This window comes from Nostoc sp. 'Peltigera membranacea cyanobiont' 232, from assembly GCF_002245985.1.
Classification (GTDB): Bacteria; Cyanobacteriota; Cyanobacteriia; order Cyanobacteriales; family Nostocaceae; genus Nostoc.
Genome location: NZ_NOLK01000080.1, coordinates 1 through 17,640, shown reverse-complemented (window position 1 = coordinate 17,640; position 17,640 = coordinate 1). Strand labels below are relative to the sequence as shown.

Annotated in this window: 15 protein-coding genes and 2 tRNA genes; 5 read left to right on the top strand and 12 right to left on the bottom strand. The window is 41.4% G+C overall.

Translation table 11 applies throughout. The annotated features are described in order from the left end of the window. Positions 1 to 70 precede the first annotated feature (70 nt). The 10 genes from CDG79_RS23660 to CDG79_RS23615 all read right to left on the bottom strand — a co-directional run bounded on the left by CDG79_RS23660 (position 71) and on the right by CDG79_RS23615 (position 9,817). Complete coding sequence (locus CDG79_RS23660; RefSeq protein ID WP_189525101.1) at positions 71 to 1,594, bottom strand: slipin family protein; 1,524 nt, start codon at positions 1,592 to 1,594, stop codon at positions 71 to 73. A gap of 802 nt (positions 1,595 to 2,396) precedes the next feature. Then, positions 2,397 to 3,482, bottom strand: coding sequence for a reverse transcriptase family protein (locus CDG79_RS23650; RefSeq protein WP_094344314.1), 1,086 nt, complete (start codon positions 3,480 to 3,482; stop codon positions 2,397 to 2,399). Positions 3,483 to 3,874: 392 nt separating this feature from the next. Next, positions 3,875 to 3,951: transfer RNA gene (locus CDG79_RS23645), tRNA-Met, on the bottom strand. Beyond that, positions 3,951 to 4,028, bottom strand: a tRNA-Lys gene (locus tag CDG79_RS23640). The genes CDG79_RS23645 and CDG79_RS23640 overlap by 1 nt, the downstream gene beginning before the upstream one ends. A 137-nt stretch (positions 4,029 to 4,165) precedes the next feature. After that, positions 4,166 to 4,660 carry a COP23 domain-containing protein gene (locus tag CDG79_RS23635; protein ID WP_094344313.1) on the bottom strand — a complete coding sequence of 165 codons (495 nt, stop codon included), beginning with the start codon at positions 4,658 to 4,660 and terminating at the stop codon, positions 4,166 to 4,168. Between the two features lie 319 nt (positions 4,661 to 4,979). Continuing rightward, complete coding sequence (locus CDG79_RS23630; protein ID WP_143855564.1) at positions 4,980 to 5,237, bottom strand: hypothetical protein; 258 nt, start codon at positions 5,235 to 5,237, stop codon at positions 4,980 to 4,982. Positions 5,238 to 5,459: 222 nt separating this feature from the next. Next, positions 5,460 to 5,582: an immunity protein TriTu family protein gene (locus tag CDG79_RS45555; RefSeq protein ID WP_442937479.1), complete on the bottom strand. Its 123-nt coding sequence runs from the start codon at positions 5,580 to 5,582 to the stop codon at positions 5,460 to 5,462. Positions 5,583 to 6,001: 419 nt separating this feature from the next. Next, positions 6,002 to 6,580: a hypothetical protein gene (locus tag CDG79_RS23625; protein WP_094344311.1), complete on the bottom strand. Its 579-nt coding sequence runs from the start codon at positions 6,578 to 6,580 to the stop codon at positions 6,002 to 6,004. 231 nt (positions 6,581 to 6,811) lie between these two features. Further along, positions 6,812 to 9,304, bottom strand: a complete 2,493-nt coding sequence (locus CDG79_RS23620; protein WP_094344310.1) for an ATP-binding protein — start codon at positions 9,302 to 9,304, stop codon at positions 6,812 to 6,814. Between the two features lie 210 nt (positions 9,305 to 9,514). Beyond that, positions 9,515 to 9,817 (bottom strand): hypothetical protein, encoded by a 303-nt coding sequence (locus tag CDG79_RS23615; protein WP_094344309.1) that lies wholly within the window; start codon positions 9,815 to 9,817, stop codon positions 9,515 to 9,517. Between the two features lie 91 nt (positions 9,818 to 9,908). Here CDG79_RS23615 and CDG79_RS23610 point away from each other — a divergent pair, with 91 nt between their 5' ends. The 3 genes from CDG79_RS23610 (at position 9,909) to CDG79_RS23595 (ending at position 13,834) form a co-directional block, all read left to right on the top strand. After that, the gene (locus tag CDG79_RS23610) at positions 9,909 to 10,334 is read left to right on the top strand and encodes a hypothetical protein (RefSeq protein WP_094344308.1); all 426 of its coding nucleotides are present in this window, start codon (positions 9,909 to 9,911) and stop codon (positions 10,332 to 10,334) included. A 530-nt stretch (positions 10,335 to 10,864) separates the two neighbouring features. Beyond that, complete coding sequence (locus CDG79_RS23600) at positions 10,865 to 13,063, top strand: sensor histidine kinase (RefSeq protein WP_094344330.1); 2,199 nt, start codon at positions 10,865 to 10,867, stop codon at positions 13,061 to 13,063. 123 nt (positions 13,064 to 13,186) lie between these two features. Beyond that, entirely contained in the window at positions 13,187 to 13,834 is a 648-nt protein-coding gene (locus CDG79_RS23595; protein WP_094344306.1) for a class I SAM-dependent methyltransferase, read from the top strand. A 315-nt stretch (positions 13,835 to 14,149) separates the two neighbouring features. Here the strand turns inward: CDG79_RS23595 and CDG79_RS23590 are convergent, their stop codons facing one another. Next, positions 14,150 to 14,947 carry a dienelactone hydrolase family protein gene (locus CDG79_RS23590; protein ID WP_094344305.1) on the bottom strand — a complete coding sequence of 266 codons (798 nt, stop codon included), beginning with the start codon at positions 14,945 to 14,947 and terminating at the stop codon, positions 14,150 to 14,152. Positions 14,948 to 15,266: 319 nt separating this feature from the next. On the opposite strand from CDG79_RS23590, the gene CDG79_RS23585 reads away from it, so the two are divergent. Then, entirely contained in the window at positions 15,267 to 15,806 is a 540-nt protein-coding gene (locus CDG79_RS23585; protein WP_094344304.1) for a DUF2267 domain-containing protein, read from the top strand. A 246-nt stretch (positions 15,807 to 16,052) separates the two neighbouring features. Further along, complete coding sequence (locus tag CDG79_RS23580) at positions 16,053 to 16,622, top strand: Uma2 family endonuclease (protein ID WP_094344303.1); 570 nt, start codon at positions 16,053 to 16,055, stop codon at positions 16,620 to 16,622. Positions 16,623 to 16,673: 51 nt separating this feature from the next. On the opposite strand, the gene CDG79_RS23575 is transcribed toward CDG79_RS23580, so the two are convergent. Continuing rightward, positions 16,674 to 17,579, bottom strand: a complete 906-nt coding sequence (locus tag CDG79_RS23575) for a TOPRIM nucleotidyl transferase/hydrolase domain-containing protein (RefSeq protein WP_143855563.1) — start codon at positions 17,577 to 17,579, stop codon at positions 16,674 to 16,676. Between the last annotated feature and the right edge of the window lie 61 nt (positions 17,580 to 17,640).

The window sequence follows — 17,640 nt, the reverse complement described above, 5'->3', positions numbered from 1 at the left end:
GTCTAAGTAGTATATGGTGCGATCGCTTGACTTTTAAGACAGTCACTACATAACATAATTGATGTCATCGCTACGGATTCATCCGAATCAAGTCTGTTAAGATACTATCCAAGCTACCGTTAACTTGAATCCGATCGATCTTCTCTGCAATTCGCTCTAATACTTCCAGTTCCTTCAAACGCAATGCAACGGGGTTATCCTCCATCACTTTGGCAGTGTTTAGCATACTGCGAGTAGCAGCAGTTTCTTCTCTACGTCTGACTACGTTGGCTTGAGCGGCTTTTTCTGCTTCGACTACTTTGCTCAAGATAGTCTTAATCTCACCAGGTAAAATAATATCTTTGACACCTACAGAATCTACTTCAATTCCATAGTCTGCGGCTTTCTGGCGAATGTATTCAGATATACTTCTATCAATTGCACCTTTATCTTCTAACAAAGCATCTAAGTTGCGTTCGCCAACTGCACCACGCAAAGCAAACTGTAATTCTTTGTACAAATAACCAGAAATATCTGATAACCCGTTTTTTGCCCTCAATGGATCGAGTATGCGGAAGCCAGCCGTTAAATTTAACCGCAGAGGTACTTTATCTTTAGATAGGATATCTTGACCGGATACTTCCATATTTTGTAGTCGCAGGTCAATGGTTTCGGTTTGAAAAGAGCGGCCAAATAACCACCAAGCATGTACTCCTGGCGATCGCTGTCCTTGAAACTCTTGATTAATATATACTAATCCAACGTGCTGGGCGGGAACTTGGCAAATATGCAAACAGTTACGACTGAGCAATTTAACTTCTGCTGAACCCTCAACTAACTCAGCCACTAAGCTAGGCTGTAACTGAGCATCAGCGCTAATATCGATAATCTCCACTACAACACCCTGCCAAAACAGTTTGCGGCTGGTGGGTGGCAAAATAGAAATTACTTTCCCTCGATATCGCACAATTGCAACTTGCGAAGTCTGTAATTGCACTGGCTCACAATAAGCAGCAATAAAGTCGGGATGTTTTTCAATGAGTACATCTTCGAGGGGAAAATCTGGATTAGGGATAATTCGGCTGAGAATTCGGACTGTTACATCTCTATCTACCGACCAAAAAGCATACTCTCCTGCTTCTAGAGGTCGCACAAAATTGTTTTGCAGATATAGTAAACCAATTTCAGACTCCGATATTTGGAACTTCTTCAATCCATTCAACGTAACTGAGCGCAATTGCTGCACAAAGGAACTAGGCAATTCCCAGCTTTCTTCCAAGTTGAATATATGAGACTCTACCTCAATAAAACCACGCCAGAAAGCAATCAATTTATTTGGTGCAACGCTTACCCAATTCTGACCGTAGCGGACTAACGCAACTTGATTGAATGCGGTTCTGATAATCAATAAATGTTCTTGTAGTTCGGCTTCGTGATTTCGCAACAACAGTTCTAGGTTTTCAATCTGAGCTAGTGGCTGATTGAGGTCACAAATTTTTACTTGCCAATGCCGACCAAAATATGTATGTGTGCCGGGTTGCAAAATTTTTTTAAAATCACTGCGGTGATATAAGATACCAATTTCGTTAGGTTTGATATAAAATGTTTGCCACATAGTAATTTGCATAAATAATTTGCGCGATCGCTTAAGTAAGCTAGCTAAGAAGATTCGATCAACACATTTATAACCTTACTTGAACTCAAATAGCACCTGTGTCTCACAGCTTAAGTACTGGAGTACACAGAATTCATTTAGAGGCTCTTAGGCTTTAGAACCCTGTAGACAAAGGCTAAAGGATTGGTTTCATCTCTTTGTACTACTATATACTACAAAAGATTTATTTACTCTGCCAGTGCAGGTTTTTACAGTTTCGGTGCGGGCAAAAGCTTCTCCAAAGCTGGATTAAGATTGCTGTTACTTTTCTCAAACTGCTCAATGGCAATCTAAAAAAATAGAACCGCGCTCAAATATGCCGTTCGCTTTGCCAATCCAGAATCCCTAAAGGAAAACCAGATGTAGGAAAAGGAAGGAACATACTCAAGTTAGGGAGAGATACAGTTGCGCTAGCTCCTTTACTGTTATAAATACCTGCATGACAGAGTAGAAAAACGAAAAGTTTTTTTGATTGGGTCTTTTTCAATACCCAATAATTCTGCGGCCTTGTCCCTAACAAGGTGCCCGTACCCAGGGCGAGGGTTTTTGGTGGAAAGTATAGGAATCGAACCTATAACCAATCGGCGATACACCGACCGCTCTACCAAATGAGCTAACTTTCATGGTGAAATAGTTGAAAGTACTGGGCGGTATACGCTATTACCAGAGGTTGGCGTACCAGTCGGGTATACGGAACCCAAACTACAGCTTTGTGACTTTGTTACTATCCCGGTTCAAATCTAGCACAAGAAAATAAGCAGCTTTAAAAACGTACTTCATCAGGTTGGGAGTCGCCATATTTCTGCTTGATGCGTTCCACGCTTGATTTGAATTCTGCACCTTTCTTCGGGTTAATCATTGCTACATAATTTGCAAACCCGGTAATTGCGGCAATTAAATTAGTTGAATTTCCCCAAGTTTTTCCTGATAAACCTTCTTGTTCAATTTGATATAGAGTGGCACGAAAGGCTTTTAATGTCTTTTTAGATATATTTAATTGTGTATTTACAATAACGCCTGTTACTTCTTGCTGCACTGATTTACTGGAAATCTTAGTTTTATTATCATTAACAGTAAAACCTTCATTAGTAATAATAATTTTAGCGTTTTTAATCAAATTAGATATTTGGTGCGATGCGTCCCCAGAGGCAGAAAATGTTAAATCGTCAGCATACCGTGTATAGCAAAACCCAAGATTTTCAGAGATTGTAGCGAGACAAGTATCGAGATGACGACAAATTAGATTAGAAATAGCAGGACTTGCTGGCGAACCTTGTGGTAAGTGGCGGTTTTCTGAAGCTATATAGTTAATTTGTCCATCTATTGCTATTTCAGCAGTTGTACAAATCAACCCGAAAATTGTCGCCGTAGGTTCTAAATAACCAAACCCGCAAAATAATTCTTTAACGCGTTTGTAAGAAATTGACCGAAAAAAATCCTGTAAATCAAGATTAATTATTACATTTGCACCAACATGGGGTTTAGCATTGGTGACTATCGAACGATTTTTACAAAACCCATGTGCTGCATTGTGAACTTCTATGTTCTCTAAAATATTCTCTAGAATCCACCTTTGAGCAGTTTTAAGATCGGGCTTTGGTGCAGAAATAATTCTTTCTCCACCTCTCTTTTTTGAGATTTTGAAAGGGAGGTAATGTCTAGTTATGGATGTACTAGTTGTTAAAAAGCACAGTTTCTCTAGACTTATTCCCATTGCAAATGCTATTTCTTCGGCAGTATTATATTCAGTTAAGCCATGCGATCGCAAAAGTGCTAAATTATCAGTTCGCAACCTTTCCAGATTACTTGCAGCCGCTAATGGGGTAGTGGTTAGATTTTTGCTGTACATACTACAAAATATTTTTTGACTCTGCCAGTGCAAGTGTTTACAGTTTAGGTGTGGGCAAAAGCTTCTCCAAAACTGGATTAAGATTGCTATTCCTTTTCCCAAACTGCTCAATGGCAATCTAGAAAAAGAGAACCGCCCTCAAATATGCCGTTCGATAGCCAATCCAGAATCCCCGAAGGAAAACTAGATGTAGGAAACGAAGGGACATACTCAAGTTAGGGAGAAATGCAGTTGCGCTTGCTCCTTGACTGTGGCTACCGAACATCACGAGTGATGACCGACAGCAGAACACTTGCACCGCAGAGTTGAGAAAAGGAGGGGTCTCGAATCTGTTAAGATCCGTACCATATTGGCTACCGTGACAGGGTAGTGTCTTTTGACCCGGACAGGGTTGGGTGAAAGTGCAGGAATCGAACCTACGACACATCGATTATGAGTCGATTGCTCTAACCAATTGAGCTAACTTCCTGGGGTTTGATACAGGAGTCGAACCTGTGACGCATCGATTAAGAGTCGATCGCTCTAAACCAACTGAGCTAATCAAACGATATAGTTTAAAGTACTCGGCGGTATACGCTTATACAAAAGTTTGGCGCACCAGTTAGGCTTATGGAACCTAAACTATAGCTTTGTAACTTTTTGACTATCCCAGTTTAAATTTAGCACAGTAAAAACGCTGTAATCTATTCTTTGGGAATCCCTAGATGTTCTCTCAAATCAACGTAAGGTGTTCTATTGCTTTTACTCAGGGGTTGGTGCCAAGCCAAGAGATTATTTAGCGCCTGCACCCCATCTTCATTGGGTTTGAGAGTCAATATCAACTTTTCACAGCGTCCATTGACTTGATTGGCGGTGCAAATCACATTTTGTCCGTTCATTTTACCGACAGTAATAAACCTCAAATCTCTGTTGCGGCGGTAATTTTCCAAACGTTGGCTTACGTCTTGACAGCGCGTTAGTTTATTGTAGCCAGCGTCTTTGAAGTAATTGGAAGTCCAGCGAATCCAAGGTTCACTAACACCTCTAGGATTTGTGTACACCGTCACGGGTTTGTTTCCTGAAGTGTCACAATAAAATCCTCGCCTACTTTCAGCTTGACTTGGCTGATTGATAGTTGCAGTCGCGCTGAGGGCAATTCCACCTGCAACCAAAACATTTGTCAATGATGCCAATTTCATAAGTATCTCTCAAATGTTGAGTAAAAAGTTTTTATTTGCCTTGTATTTGGAACTCTTCCTACTTCATTTAGTAGGGAGATGATCAGAAGATTTAACTTCTTATATCCCAATTGCTTGGGATTTTATAACATGTCCGGTTAAACAATTGTCATTGCGTTCGCCCTTGGCGTTCCCGTTCGCGTAGCGTCTCCGAAGGAGAAGGGTAAGGGTATGAAGTGGAAGGAAGCAATCCCAAAAGCCTTGCGATTGCTTCCTTCCACTTCGTTGCACTCGCAATGACATATCACAAGTAATTTGCCGGACATGATATTAGACGTTTTTACTTGTATATATAATGAGCCGCAACCCACTTGCGACCATGATTTGTTTTTTCCCAATGTGCAGGAACCAACACTTTCTTTTTGACTGGTGGTGTATAACGCTTAATTTGCGGTGGTTTATTTGCTATTATTTGAGCGGGTCTATTAATAGCGTGGGGCTTCACAATAACTTGTAATGCTGATGCTTGTGAAGGAATAGAAGTAACAGCAAATGGTACAAGAAGTGCTACACCAGCAAGAATTTGTTTGATATTCATCACTAAGTCTCCTTTGGTAAACTGCATGATTAAAGTTCAATAAACTTTAATCTGATTTATGTCTCATGTTTATAAGGATATGAGTTAAAACAGCTATGAACTAGTGATAAAAGTAACTAATTGGATTATGACTTAAGTAATCTCTGATGTCAGGATTCTCAGGTTTGAATCATGAATGAACCTTATTCTGTCAATGCCATGTACTGCTGAAGGGAAGTTGAACTAGTGACTTTCATAAAAGACATTGTTCCCAGTTGATATTTCAAGAATATCCATCTCACAAGCTCCTGACTCCCAAACCGTCACTCTACCGAGATGTAATGAACTCTCAAAGTCAAGACGCATATAGGAATCCGATTTGATTCCTGAAAAAATCTAAATATATGTAGGGTGTGTTAGGCGTAAGCCGTAACGCACCAAAAGCTTCGGGGAAGGTGCGTTACGCAACGCTTTCACACCCTACGTGTATTTCAATAATCAAATAGGAGTCTTATAGCTGAATTATCACTAAGTTCACAATAAGTCAGTGTATATTCCAGCCGATAAGCAGCAAAACGCGATCTTAATCCTGATTGAAATCGGTCAAAACCTCGTTCTGAAATTAGCTGTGTTAGTGGATCTAGACTCATTCTTTATATTGAAAGTAGGAGTATTATCAATTTGCTCCAACTCCGCAAAAAATAATTACCTCAAATACAATGTCTGCAATGGGGTACGCCTACACCTGTTATTGCCTACATCAATTATCCCCGCTACCTTGTGGTTTAGTCTGGGAAAGCTAGACCAGTCATAGGGTCGCGGATATATAATCCTAATGTGAGACTACGCATCGCTTCATCCCAAACGGGTATTAATTGTTCTGCTTGATCTACCCAATAATCGAATGTAATCAAGCACTGAACATTTGACCCCAAACCAATGCAAGTTCGTGAAAATGCTTCCCGTGGTTCTTCTTGAACATCAATGAACTTCATCTCTGTCCAGACAATTCTGGCGGTTTGGCGTTTTATGGTAATAATTTCTCCCCTAGCAATGACGTTGCGACTATCGTCTTCCAGTATTTTCTTCAAAGTAGATTTTAGCGGAAACTGGCTCCAGTCGTTGGGTGGCAGGCGATTAAAAGATACTTCTAGGCAGCAATCATCGTTGGGCGGTTTTTTATCGAGGAACTTGAAAGATTTTTCTTGTGGCTCAAGAACCCAATCCTGGGGAACATTGAAACGAACAGCGCCTCGATCTGCTACAAATATTTTGTAGCCTGATGGAGATTCCCAACGATGGTCAGGTTTTAATTCAAGCGTTTCTTTGATCCACTGGAGATTGCTTTTCTTACGCTTTGCCATAGTGTTTTTGCTTTCTCTGCTGAAGAGGGTGATGTGGAATCAGCCCATCATTTAGACATTGCCCTTTTTGTTAATGTTATCAAATTGCGAGGGTTTTGAATAAGTATTATCAAACAGAATTCAGGAGTCAGGAGCCAGAATGGGCTAAACCTTAGCTATTCGCTAACAGAATTGAATTCTGTGGTTGGGCTTATTCGGTGTTGCACCCCTAAATACGTCATTACGAATTATTTAATGAGGCGACTGTAAAGAGTTACCTTGTTGTCGGATAGGCACTTGAATTATAAACTCGGTTCCTTCGCCAAGGGTGGAGAAACACTCTAATTTGCCACGATGTTTTTCGGTAATGATTTGATAACTGATCGCCATGCCCATGCCTGTTCCTTTGCCCACAGGTTTAGTAGTGAAGAAGGGATCGAAGATGCGGTTTTTAACATGTTCTGGCATTCCTAATGCGTTATCAGCGATCGCAATTTCTACCCATTGCAAATTCCTGACTGAGGTACGGATGGTGATTTGACTGGGATTTTTGTTAATCTCTTCATAGGTACGCAAAGCATTTACTTCATCGATCGCATCGATCGCATTGACTAGAATATTCATCAAGACTTGATTGAGTTGTCCTGGATAGCATTCTACTTGGGGTAAGTTGCCATAATCTCGAATCATTGCAATTGCCGGATGTTCTGGTTTATCTTTGAGACGATATTGGAGAATCAATAGGGTACTTTCAATACCTTCATGAATATCAACTAGCTTAAATTCCGCCTCATCCATCCGCGAAAAGTTCCGCAGCGATAGCACAATGTTACGAATCCGGTCGGTTCCCATTTTCATTGAAGACAGCATTTTCTGCACATCTTCTACGATAAATTCCAGCTCGATTTCCTCGGCTAACACGCGAGCTTGTGGGTCATCGCTGGGATGGTGCTGTTCATAGAAGTGGAGCATCCGTAGCAAATCTTGAGTGTATTCGTTCAGGTGGTTAATATTGCCGTGGATAAAGTTCACTGGATTGTTGATCTCATGGGCAATACCTGCCACCAGTTGACCCAGACTAGACATTTTTTCGTTTTGCACCATTTGCACCTGAGCATTTTTCAGTTCGCTTAGGGTTTGGTTGAGCTGTGTTGCTTGTATACTTGCAAGAGATGCTAATTCGTCAATGGCAATAACTTGAGGTAGTGAAGTCCAGCAAGCGATCGCCACTCCCACAAATGCCAGCGTCATTAATACAATAATCAGAATTTCGGAATTGGTGGCATTGCTCGCTGGGCGAATCCAGGCACAGAGGAGCCAGCTAGTTGTTGATGCCGCGCAGATGATCAAAATGAGAATACTGACCTGAACAACCAGAAAATCCCGGTCTTTGGTTAAGTTGTGGGGTTTTGTGTGCAGTCGATCCCACCAGGCTGGCTGGAATGGCGCGAAGGGAATGTGACGAACGATCGTATCAAGGGCAATTAGAGCCATCGGCAACATCAGACCAATCAGGAAATCTTGCCAACCCCAAGCAACACCTCCAACCACTAAAGCAATAAATTCTATTAACAGAATCCCAAGTGACCAGCCTCCCCATCGGACATCTGGATCTTTGCGGCACAGCCATAGCGCTAGATGAACAAGCATAATTGCCACAAACCAGCACACTCCAGAAACCACTACAATGCGGTTAACATCGCCCCATGCCAAAAACAGAAAGCTACTTAGTAATGTGAAAATTAGGGCAGGTTCTAGCGCCCCTCTATGGGATACCACCCCAAATACTGAAGCCATGTTTCCATCTAATGCCCCCTGATATAGAATCCGGGGTGTATTAGATACTGTTGTGGCAGTTCCCAATAAACAGCTAGAGGTAATCAATAAGGTAATAAAAAAACTGGTCTGTGATCCCCAAAACGGTGTCGCTGCTGCCACTAAATTGGTATAAAGATCGGAACCGAGCGATCTATCTCTCACTAGTCGCATCAAAACCCAGCTACCCCCAATGTAAACAAAGGGCATTAACCAGGCAAACCACGACAGAAATTTGAGTGTATCCGCAGGTTTTTTACTATCTGCAACAAAGGCACTGGCGGTTTCAGAGGAGTAAAAAGCATAAGCTGCGTAAAAGTACCACTTCAGCCACTTGGCAGAACTAATGCCGCTGAACCCAGGCGGCAATAACCCGGGACTGTCCGGTGCCAATGCTAACCAGCCTAAGCCTTGAGCAATGAATAGGAACAGAAAGCCGATTGAAGGTAGTACAAAGAAGAGGTGCAAAATTGCTAGCGTTCGTGACCCACTAAATGCTATTAGGTAAGCAACAAGCGTGAAGCAAATTTCTAGGGGTTTATCTGGCAAAGTCAGACCCAACGTTGTGAGATGATGTTGCAGCAGATCGGTGAGGACGATCGCATTTATTGGGGGAAACGATACCCAACCCAAATAGTAGGCAAAACCTATATATCTTCCCACTAATGGATTGCGAGGAAACAACCGAGCCACATAATTTGGAGTACCACCGGAGACATTTTGCCACTTGCTACCAAGTTGACGCATTTGTAGGCTTAATAGCATCCCCACCACTACACCGGGAATCCAAACCCACATTGCTGCTGTACCGAGTTCTTCATTCACTGTGGGAGCCAACGTCAGCCAAGTGAGAAATCCAACAACACTAAATCCCCAGGCTTCTCCAGGTGTGAAAGTTCGCTGTAACCGAATAGGTGACGAATGCTCCATTTTTGCTTTTCCCTTTACTTCTCGCCTTCATAGCCAACCTCAAATTGCTTGAATTTCCTCATACTTGTAGCCTTGTTGAAGAAGGCAAACCGTATTCCGAGGTGATGCATTTAACTGAATATTTAGGCTAAAAATTATTAGCTAATGATGCAGCTAACGTAACCGTTCATACTTTTAAGTAAGTAGGCACGATAAAATCGCAACTAGCCATTACAGCGCAAAAATATAGATAAAGTCGAATTTAGTTAGCAAAAGCTGCTTTTGAGAAAGCAAAAGCAGCTTTGACTTTCTCATTTTGGTGTTTTCCGCAAGCAAAAGCAGCTTTGACTTACTCAAAAGCAGCTTTGACTTTCTCATTTTGGTGTTTTCCGCAAGTAAAACAAGCTTTGACTTATTCATTTTGGTGTTTTCCGCAAGTAAAAGCAGCTTTGACTTACTCAAAAGCAGCTTTGACTTTCTCATTTCAGTATTTCGCGCATTTATGACAGCGATCGCATTTGTAGCAAAAACCATTGCAGATTTGCCGGAATTCTCTCAGGCTAATTCATACGGAAATTATTTAAGGTAAAGAATATTAACCGTACTATATTACAAGGTGTAGCTTATGGCTCGGAGAAAAAGAACCTCTCTAATATTAGAAAGAGCAGTGCGTCGTGCGGCTAGCATAAACTCTATCGATCCGAATTTAGATTTAGACAATGGACTAAGCTTACCTGCCTTCTCAACCCTAATCGAAACAATGCGAAGTAGAGAAAATGCCTATAACACTGCCCTTTCCACCTTGGATAAATTGTACCGAGAAATGCTGGAAACAGAAGACAAACTGGCAGATATGACAGAACACATGCTCATGGCAGTTGCAACTCGATATGGCAAAAGCAGTGTAGAGTACGGTATGGCGGGAGGAGTTCCTAAAAACCAGCGTCGTAAGGGATTACGAGGCGAGTCGCCAACTCCCACTGATGAGCAATCGTCATTTGTTGCTACTGTGGAGAGCAAGAATGGAAAAAAACCAGCAGCGACAACTTAGGATGTGTGCGATCGCACTAAATTTTGTCAAGACCAAATAATTGCATAGATGCAAAATGATATTATGGTGCATTGCGCTTTGCAGGGAAGAAACCGGGTTTGTGGAACTTTTTAAGCAAGTGCGATCGCTAATTAAATTTGACCTTATCCAGCAAAATATTTACCCGTAAGATTGGGTAATATCATGTCCGGCAAATTACTTGTGATATGTCATTGCGAGTGCAATGAATTGGAAGGAAGCAATCGCAAGGCTTTTGGGATTGCTTCACTTCGTACCCTTCTCCTTCGGAGACGCTACGCGAACGGGAACGCCAAGGGCGAACGCAATGACTGTAAATATTTTGTCCAACTACCTAGCAGTGGTGAAATTCAGCTTTTCTTGGATATTTGGGATATTTGATTGATAGTGCATTGCACTTTGCGACAATGCACCCTAGACTTGGACAAAAAAATTTAAACAAGGATGAGTCTCTGGACATCTTGGGAACTATAGAAGTAAATCAAATTAGCATCAACTTCCAGCTTCCAGCTATGAAGACTCACTACCCCAGCAAAGGTAAAGCGTTTCCTTTACAGATTGTCCTTGTTGTTCCCTTCCTTATCCAAATTTTTGCAGCGGTCAGTTTAGTGGGTTATTTGTCCTTTAAAAACGGAGAAAGAGCAGTTAACGACCTAGCAGAAAAGTTTATAGATCGCACCACTGAGGTAGTGGATGAACACTTAAAGTCTTATCTTTCCATTCCGCAAAGCCTTAATCAGATTAACGCAGATGCCATCCACAGCGGAATATTAGATGTGCGCGATCGCCAAACCCTTGGCAAGTATTTCTGGGATCAGATGCAGGCGTATGACCTGACTTATATTGGTATAGGACTAACAACGGGTGAAGGGCTGGGAGCCGCTCGTTATGATGGCAAAACGATCGCCATTGATGATTGGACTGCCAAGCTTCCCAATAATACTTTCACTTATGCCACAGATAATCAAGGTAATCGAACTCAGGTTAATGCTCGATGGACTTGGAACAATTTCAGTGAATCTTGGTATACCCAACCCATCGCTGCTGGTAAACCTATTTGGGGAAAGATTGTAACTGCAAATCTTCCAACGGGCCCCTACATCAGCGCTTCTGCTAGTCGTCCTATCTATGATTCGCAAAATCGCTTGCTAGGAATGATTGCAACGGATATTCACCTGTTGAAACTCAGAGATTTTTTACGCAGTTTGAATATTAGTCAGTCTGGGGAGGTATTTCTTCTCGAACGAGATGGCACATTAATCGCTAGTTCCGTTACAGAGAAGCCTTTTGTTCTTGTCAATCAGCAGATCCGGCGATTGAAAGCGATCGACAGTTCTGACCCAATGATACAAAACATTGCCAGACACCTCCAAACCTTCAACGGGTTTAAGTCCATCACTCAAGATACAGATATTAAGCTTGAGGTGCAAGGAAAACGGCATTTTGTCGATGTTTTACCTTGGCGTGACAAATATGGTTTGGATTGGCTGGTGGTAGTGAGTGTGCCCGAAGACACATTTATGGCGCAAATTAACGCTAACACGCGCACCACGATCGCACTTTGTTTTGGTGCATTAGTCATTGCCTCAGTGATGGGCGTGTTTACCTCTCATTGGATTGTACGCCCGATTCTGCGGCTAAATTGGGCAAGTAAGGCAATGGCATCTGGCAATTTAGATCAGCAAGTAGAAACTAGCATTATTCAAGAACTTAATACCCTGTCCAACTCCTTCAACCAGATGGCAGGGCAATTGCACGAATCGTTTACTGCCTTAGAGAAAAACAAGGAAGAACTAGAAGATCGGGTAGAAGAACGCACCACTGAACTCAAAAATGCATTAGGGGAATTGCAGCGCACTCAATCTCAAGTGATTCAAAGTGAAAAAATGTCTAGTCTAGGACAACTAGTTGCTGGAGTCGCACACGAAATTAATAATCCAGTCAACTTTATTCATGGCAACCTCGTTCATGTGCAGGAATATACCCAGGATTTATTAGCATTTGTGCAGTTGTATCAGCAGTATAATCCCAACCCTGCGGCTGAAATTCAAACTCTTGCTGAAGACATCGATCTAGAGTTTTTGCAGGAAGACTTACTAAAAATGTTATCTTCCATGAAAGTAGGAACCGATCGCATTCGCCAAATTGTCCTGTCGCTGCGAAACTTCTCCCGCATCGATGAAGCGGAATTTAAACGCGTCGATATTCATGAGGGCATCGACAGTACTTTGATGATTTTGCAGCACCGCCTCAAAGCTAAACCAGAACAACCTGAAATTGAGGTAATTAAAGACTACGGCAATGTACCCCTAGTAGAATGCTATGCCGGACAACTCAACCAGGTATTTATGAATATCTTAGTAAATGCAATTGATGCGCTAGAAGAAAATAATGCCAAGCGTACCTATAAGGAGATCGAGGAAAATCCCAGTCAAATTAAGATTCGCACATCTGTAGTTGATTCAAAATGGTTAGAAATTGCGATCGCTGATAACGGAGTTGGTATTTCCCCAGAATTGCAGCAACGAATATTCGATCCATTTTTCACTACCAAACCCGTTGGCAAAGGAACCGGAATGGGTATGTCCATCAGCTACCAAATTGTCACAGAAAAACATGGCGGCAAACTGGAGTGCTTCTCAACTCCTGGAAAAGGAACCGAGTTTATCATTCAGATTCCTCTCCAGCTAAAGGTTCATGGAGTGGTTTAACTTGATACTGATTTGGAATTGTCAAGTTATCTAAGTAGTAGTATAATCTACAAGGTTTGGGCATCAACATATTATACAGTTGAACAGATACTTAAATCAGTAGTCCTATTTGTTAAAAAACCTATGAAGATTGATCGGTTGATAGAAACCTACGATCGCGGGGCGGTAGATTATGATGCAATTATGAAGCGTTATTGGCACATTGAGCGCGAACCGTTAATTGCTTCTTTGCAGCTTCAGCCAGGACAAACCGCGCTAGATGCTGCGGTAGGAACAGGTCTTAATCTTCCAGCCTATCCTCAAGGTGTGCATGTCGTTGGTGTCGATCTTTCTCATAAAATGATGCATGAAGCACGTCAAAAGGACGTATCCGCAGACATCACCTTTAAGGTATCGGATATGTGCAATCTAGATTTTCCTGATAATAGCTTTGATGCAGCAGCGTCAGGATTTACCTTCTGTGTCGTTAAAGATCCAGTTCTTGCTCTTAAAGAAATCCTCCGAGTTACCAAACCTGGTGCATTTATTGCCATTCTCGATTACTGCAAATCCCAAGATCCAGAGATTCAGAAATGGCAAGAGTTAATAGCTGATGCAGCTTCACAGCTAGGCTTCCCCACTGGCAAAATCAAGTGGGATGCATTGATGGATTATGACGAATTGATTTACAACAGCAAGCTTCCCATTGAAGTGCTTGCGGACAATCGGATAGAAAATCCAAACCCGTTTTTGTGTGGTTGTCAATTACTGCTGAAAAATTCAAAAATTTAAAGGCAATAATATAGTCTCTGGTGCGTTATGGCTAATCCTAACTTTCTCAAAATCTCAAATTTTTGTATAGCCATAGCGCATCTTACTTAATATTTATTTGATCAACTGTCAACAATGCAATAAAAATAAGTATAGTAAGGTGCGCTACACTTAGCAACAAAACACCACAATCTACATAATTTAGGTTGACAGTAATAATTCAGAATATAGAAATCAAAATTAAGAAGATTTGGAGACCAAAGCTGAATAATTAAGAAGCTATAGCAGCCTTGATTGGATAATCATTCTGACTTTTAAATTCTGAATTATTACATTTCACAAGTTATTTTGAAAGAGTTCGAGAACATGTTGCCAAGCATCAGGAGCAGCTTCGGGATTATAAATTGGGTTCTGGGTGATGAATGGATATTGGTCTTTGAAAAATCCGGCAAAGAATCCATGTCCAGCATTGTATCGGAATACACGATGGTTTATGTTTTGTTTCTTTAATTCTGCCTCAATTTGCTCATTTTCTTTTTGCGAAATCAATGCATCTCTTGTACCAAAAAACGCATAAATAGTACCTTTAATTTCCGGGGTGCGATTAATTGTTGGAGTTTCTTCCCCATAACTAGAAGTGGTAATCCCACCACCGTAAAACGAAGCAGTTGCTTTGATATCGGGTAATGTTGCAGCCATGTAAGCAACATGACCGCCGAAACAGAAACCAATGACCCCGATTGCATTATCTTTAACATTGGGTAAAGTTTTTAGATAAGCGATCGCAGCTTGAATATCGCTGAAAATCTCTTGATACTTTACTTGTTGATAGTATTGCAACCCAAGTTGATAAGATTCTGGACTATAGCCAGCATCTTCTGCGCTAAAGTCAGCCTCAAAACCGGGAGCAATACGTTGATACATCGCCGGAGCGATCGCTACATATCCTTGTTTAGCGATTAATTCGGTGATATCTCGAATATTACTGTTGATTCCAAAAATTTCTGGAAAAACTAGAACTGCACCAAAGGTTCCATTTTGTGCTGGTTGAGCTAAGTAAGCATCGATTTCTAAGCCATTGTTAGGAACTTTGACATAGGAAGTCTGAATTTCGATGTTTGTTGTTTCTACCATCTTTGTTTCGGTTGCTTTTATACCAACTCATCTATTTTGACTGTTTTTTGATACCAATGGGCGATGTCTACAACGAGCAAAAACACCAGCAGTATTGCTGTACTCAATAAATATGAGATTTACAGAAATTAAATATGTGTTAGCCAGAACCTTTGTAGAGGGATAGTTCTGTTACCAATCTCCATGCAAATCAGATGAATTTCTAACTTTTGAATAAATGGCATCTCAAACTTATGGATGATACTAAGGGTTTTTGATTTGTGCGACCTTACATAGAGCAAGCATAAAGACTCAAAAATAATAACCACAAGAAAAAACAATGCCCGATCAAAGTTTTAGAACAAACATTCCAGAAGTTGACCCAACGGAGATTGAAGATAGTCGAACTGCGATCGCCGACGAACATCGCTCATTTCTAGAAAAAGTCCAGGTTAAAGCCGGATTTGCAGATCCCTATGATGCCAGAGACTTTACTGAAGTTGTTTTTCGCGTCATGCGCGACTTAATGACCACAGAAGCTAGCGATCGCGTCGAGGCAGAACTGCATACAGAAGCTATACCTACAGATGAGAAAGCACTCCAGTTTGAAGTATCTGATTTGTGGAAAGACACCAATCCAATTGTGGGATTTTTGAGCCGGGTTCGTCCACCCTGGAAAGGCCCAGGTATCTTTAATATCGATTCCGATCGCTTCCTATTCCGAGTTGCTAATGAAAGTGGAATGCCGCGATCGGTTGAGCGAGAGCAAGCGGTTAAAGCAGTGTTTTCTGCCACCAAAGACGAACTTTCCGAAGAGCGGATTCAGGAAATTGCTAGCTGGCTACCTGATTATGTCCGTGAGCTTTGGGAGCAAGCTTAATTAGAAGTATAGAAAAAGTCAAGCCTGTTTGTGAGTAATCATCACAAACAGGCTTTTTATATCTTTCTCCATATAAGGGAACTCCAAAAAATAAATTATTCAATTTGTCTACTCAACTAGACTTCTTTCTTCCTTGTCTCCCTTGTCTTCCTTGTCCCCCTTGTCCCTCTGCGACGGAATATTTTTTTACTTGGAAATCCCTAATATATTTATTAATTCCCAACCATTAGCGATCGCTTACGACCTATGATTTCTAACATCTCGCGCCGCTACAGCTTGGATGAATATCGTGCGATCCAAGAAAAAGCCGAAGGACGCAGCGAATATCGAGATGGAGAAATTGTACCTATGTCCGGAGGAACGCTCAAACACAGCCGCATCGGTCGGAACATTTTGACCTATTTTACCTCTGTGTTCCGCGATACTCAATTCGAGGCAATTAACAGCGATTTACGGCTGTGGATTCCCGAACATCGACGCGGAGTATACCCAGACGTGATGATTTTTGACGGCGAACTGCAACTAAATGGCGATCGCTTAGATGAAGTCTTGAATCCCATTTTGATTGTTGAAGTCCTATTTCCTTCCACCGCAGATTACGATCGCCAAAGTAAATTTCGGATGTACCGATCAATTCCGAGTTTTAGCGAATATTTATTAGTCGAGCAAGATGAACCTTTTGTGGAACGCTACAGTAAACAAGCTGAAGGTTGGTTGATCAGTGATTTTAGCAGCTTAGAGGTATCTATTTCTTTAGATTCAGTTGCGATCGCATTATCGATGGCAGAAATTTATCGCGGCGTTGTTTTTGAGTAAATAAGCTTTGCTTTTTGCGACAAAGCACCCTACGGGAGGGATGCGATCGCACTATTGATCTTCCAAACCTATAAGATACTCCTGAATCTCCTTGATAAATTTCCAGGGATATTCATTGTCATTAACTTCGAGTCCAGGAAGCATTAACAAGGCTTTTGTAATCCATCCCCGTTTATCATCTGTTGTATAAGGAATACCTCGATGTGTGAGCATTGACTCTAACTCACCACATGGATTGATGAATAGCCCTTTTTCTGAACAAATTTTCCATAAATCGTCAAAGCTAGATTGTAATTCTGGTGGCAAGGCTACTCGCCCTTTCTCCTTGAAATCCTTCCAGTTCTTGGTTGAGGCTGCAATTTCTCTAGCTCGACGTTCAATTTGGCTCAATAATTTTTCTTTTTCAGATTTAGCTTCGCTATCAGAAGCAAAAGCTTTACCTTGTAGCTCATTAAGAGAGGCTAATAGTTTTGTCATTTGCTCTTTGACCTTCTCTAACCTCTCATTACAAGGGAGTTCTTTAGCTGCTTTTGCAATCTCTTCACGAATAGTCAGCATTGGAATGATGCTTTCTTCAGTGAATTTTAAAGCCTCTAGCTGCTTTTTAAATTCTGCCGAGTCATTCAACACATCAAAATCAACAATTCCTACGCAGCGCACTCCCATATCTCGATACAGTGTGGTAATCCGTGGAACAGTTTGCTTGTTATCTGCATTAACGAAATATAAATCAATATTATTTTTCCGCTTGTTAGAGGTGGTTTGGTAAAACCGTCCATCACTATCTGCTTCTACCACAACTACGCCGGAGTAAAAGAGTCCATCCAGAACACGAGATGAACTCAATAGAGGATCGTTGACTAATTCCCGTAAACGATTTGGGTCAAGTATGAATGGCACTAAGAAAAGCCGGAACCCTTGCAGTTTAAGCAGTTTGCAATTGTTTGCGTAACTCATGCCGGGTTTTAGTCATCAAGGGGTAAATTTTTGGGCGACGTTTGCGGACTCGTGGTTCGCT

Excerpts from the sequence above, each read along its gene's own strand:
- CDG79_RS23615 (WP_094344309.1), bottom strand. The coding sequence starts at position 9,817 with ATGGTTTTTGCTACAAATGCGATCGCTGTCATAAATGCGCGAAATACT.
- CDG79_RS23650 (WP_094344314.1), bottom strand. The coding sequence starts at position 3,482 with ATGTACAGCAAAAATCTAACCACTACCCCATTAGCGGCTGCAAGTAAT.
- CDG79_RS23620 (WP_094344310.1), bottom strand. The coding sequence starts at position 9,304 with ATGGAGCATTCGTCACCTATTCGGTTACAGCGAACTTTCACACCTGGA.
- CDG79_RS23635 (WP_094344313.1), bottom strand. The coding sequence starts at position 4,660 with ATGAAATTGGCATCATTGACAAATGTTTTGGTTGCAGGTGGAATTGCC.
- CDG79_RS23575 (WP_143855563.1), bottom strand. The coding sequence starts at position 17,579 with ATGAGTTACGCAAACAATTGCAAACTGCTTAAACTGCAAGGGTTCCGG.
- CDG79_RS23630 (WP_143855564.1), bottom strand. The coding sequence starts at position 5,237 with ATGAATATCAAACAAATTCTTGCTGGTGTAGCACTTCTTGTACCATTT.
- CDG79_RS23585 (WP_094344304.1), top strand. The coding sequence starts at position 15,267 with ATGCCCGATCAAAGTTTTAGAACAAACATTCCAGAAGTTGACCCAACG.
- CDG79_RS23590 (WP_094344305.1), bottom strand. The coding sequence starts at position 14,947 with ATGGTAGAAACAACAAACATCGAAATTCAGACTTCCTATGTCAAAGTT.
- CDG79_RS23625 (WP_094344311.1), bottom strand. The coding sequence starts at position 6,580 with ATGGCAAAGCGTAAGAAAAGCAATCTCCAGTGGATCAAAGAAACGCTT.
- CDG79_RS23595 (WP_094344306.1), top strand. The coding sequence starts at position 13,187 with ATGAAGATTGATCGGTTGATAGAAACCTACGATCGCGGGGCGGTAGAT.
- CDG79_RS23610 (WP_094344308.1), top strand. The coding sequence starts at position 9,909 with ATGGCTCGGAGAAAAAGAACCTCTCTAATATTAGAAAGAGCAGTGCGT.
- CDG79_RS45555 (WP_442937479.1), bottom strand. The coding sequence starts at position 5,582 with ATGCGTCTTGACTTTGAGAGTTCATTACATCTCGGTAGAGTGACGGTT.
- CDG79_RS23660 (WP_189525101.1), bottom strand. The coding sequence starts at position 1,594 with ATGTGGCAAACATTTTATATCAAACCTAACGAAATTGGTATCTTATAT.
- CDG79_RS23580 (WP_094344303.1), top strand. The coding sequence starts at position 16,053 with ATGATTTCTAACATCTCGCGCCGCTACAGCTTGGATGAATATCGTGCG.
- CDG79_RS23600 (WP_094344330.1), top strand. The coding sequence starts at position 10,865 with ATGAAGACTCACTACCCCAGCAAAGGTAAAGCGTTTCCTTTACAGATT.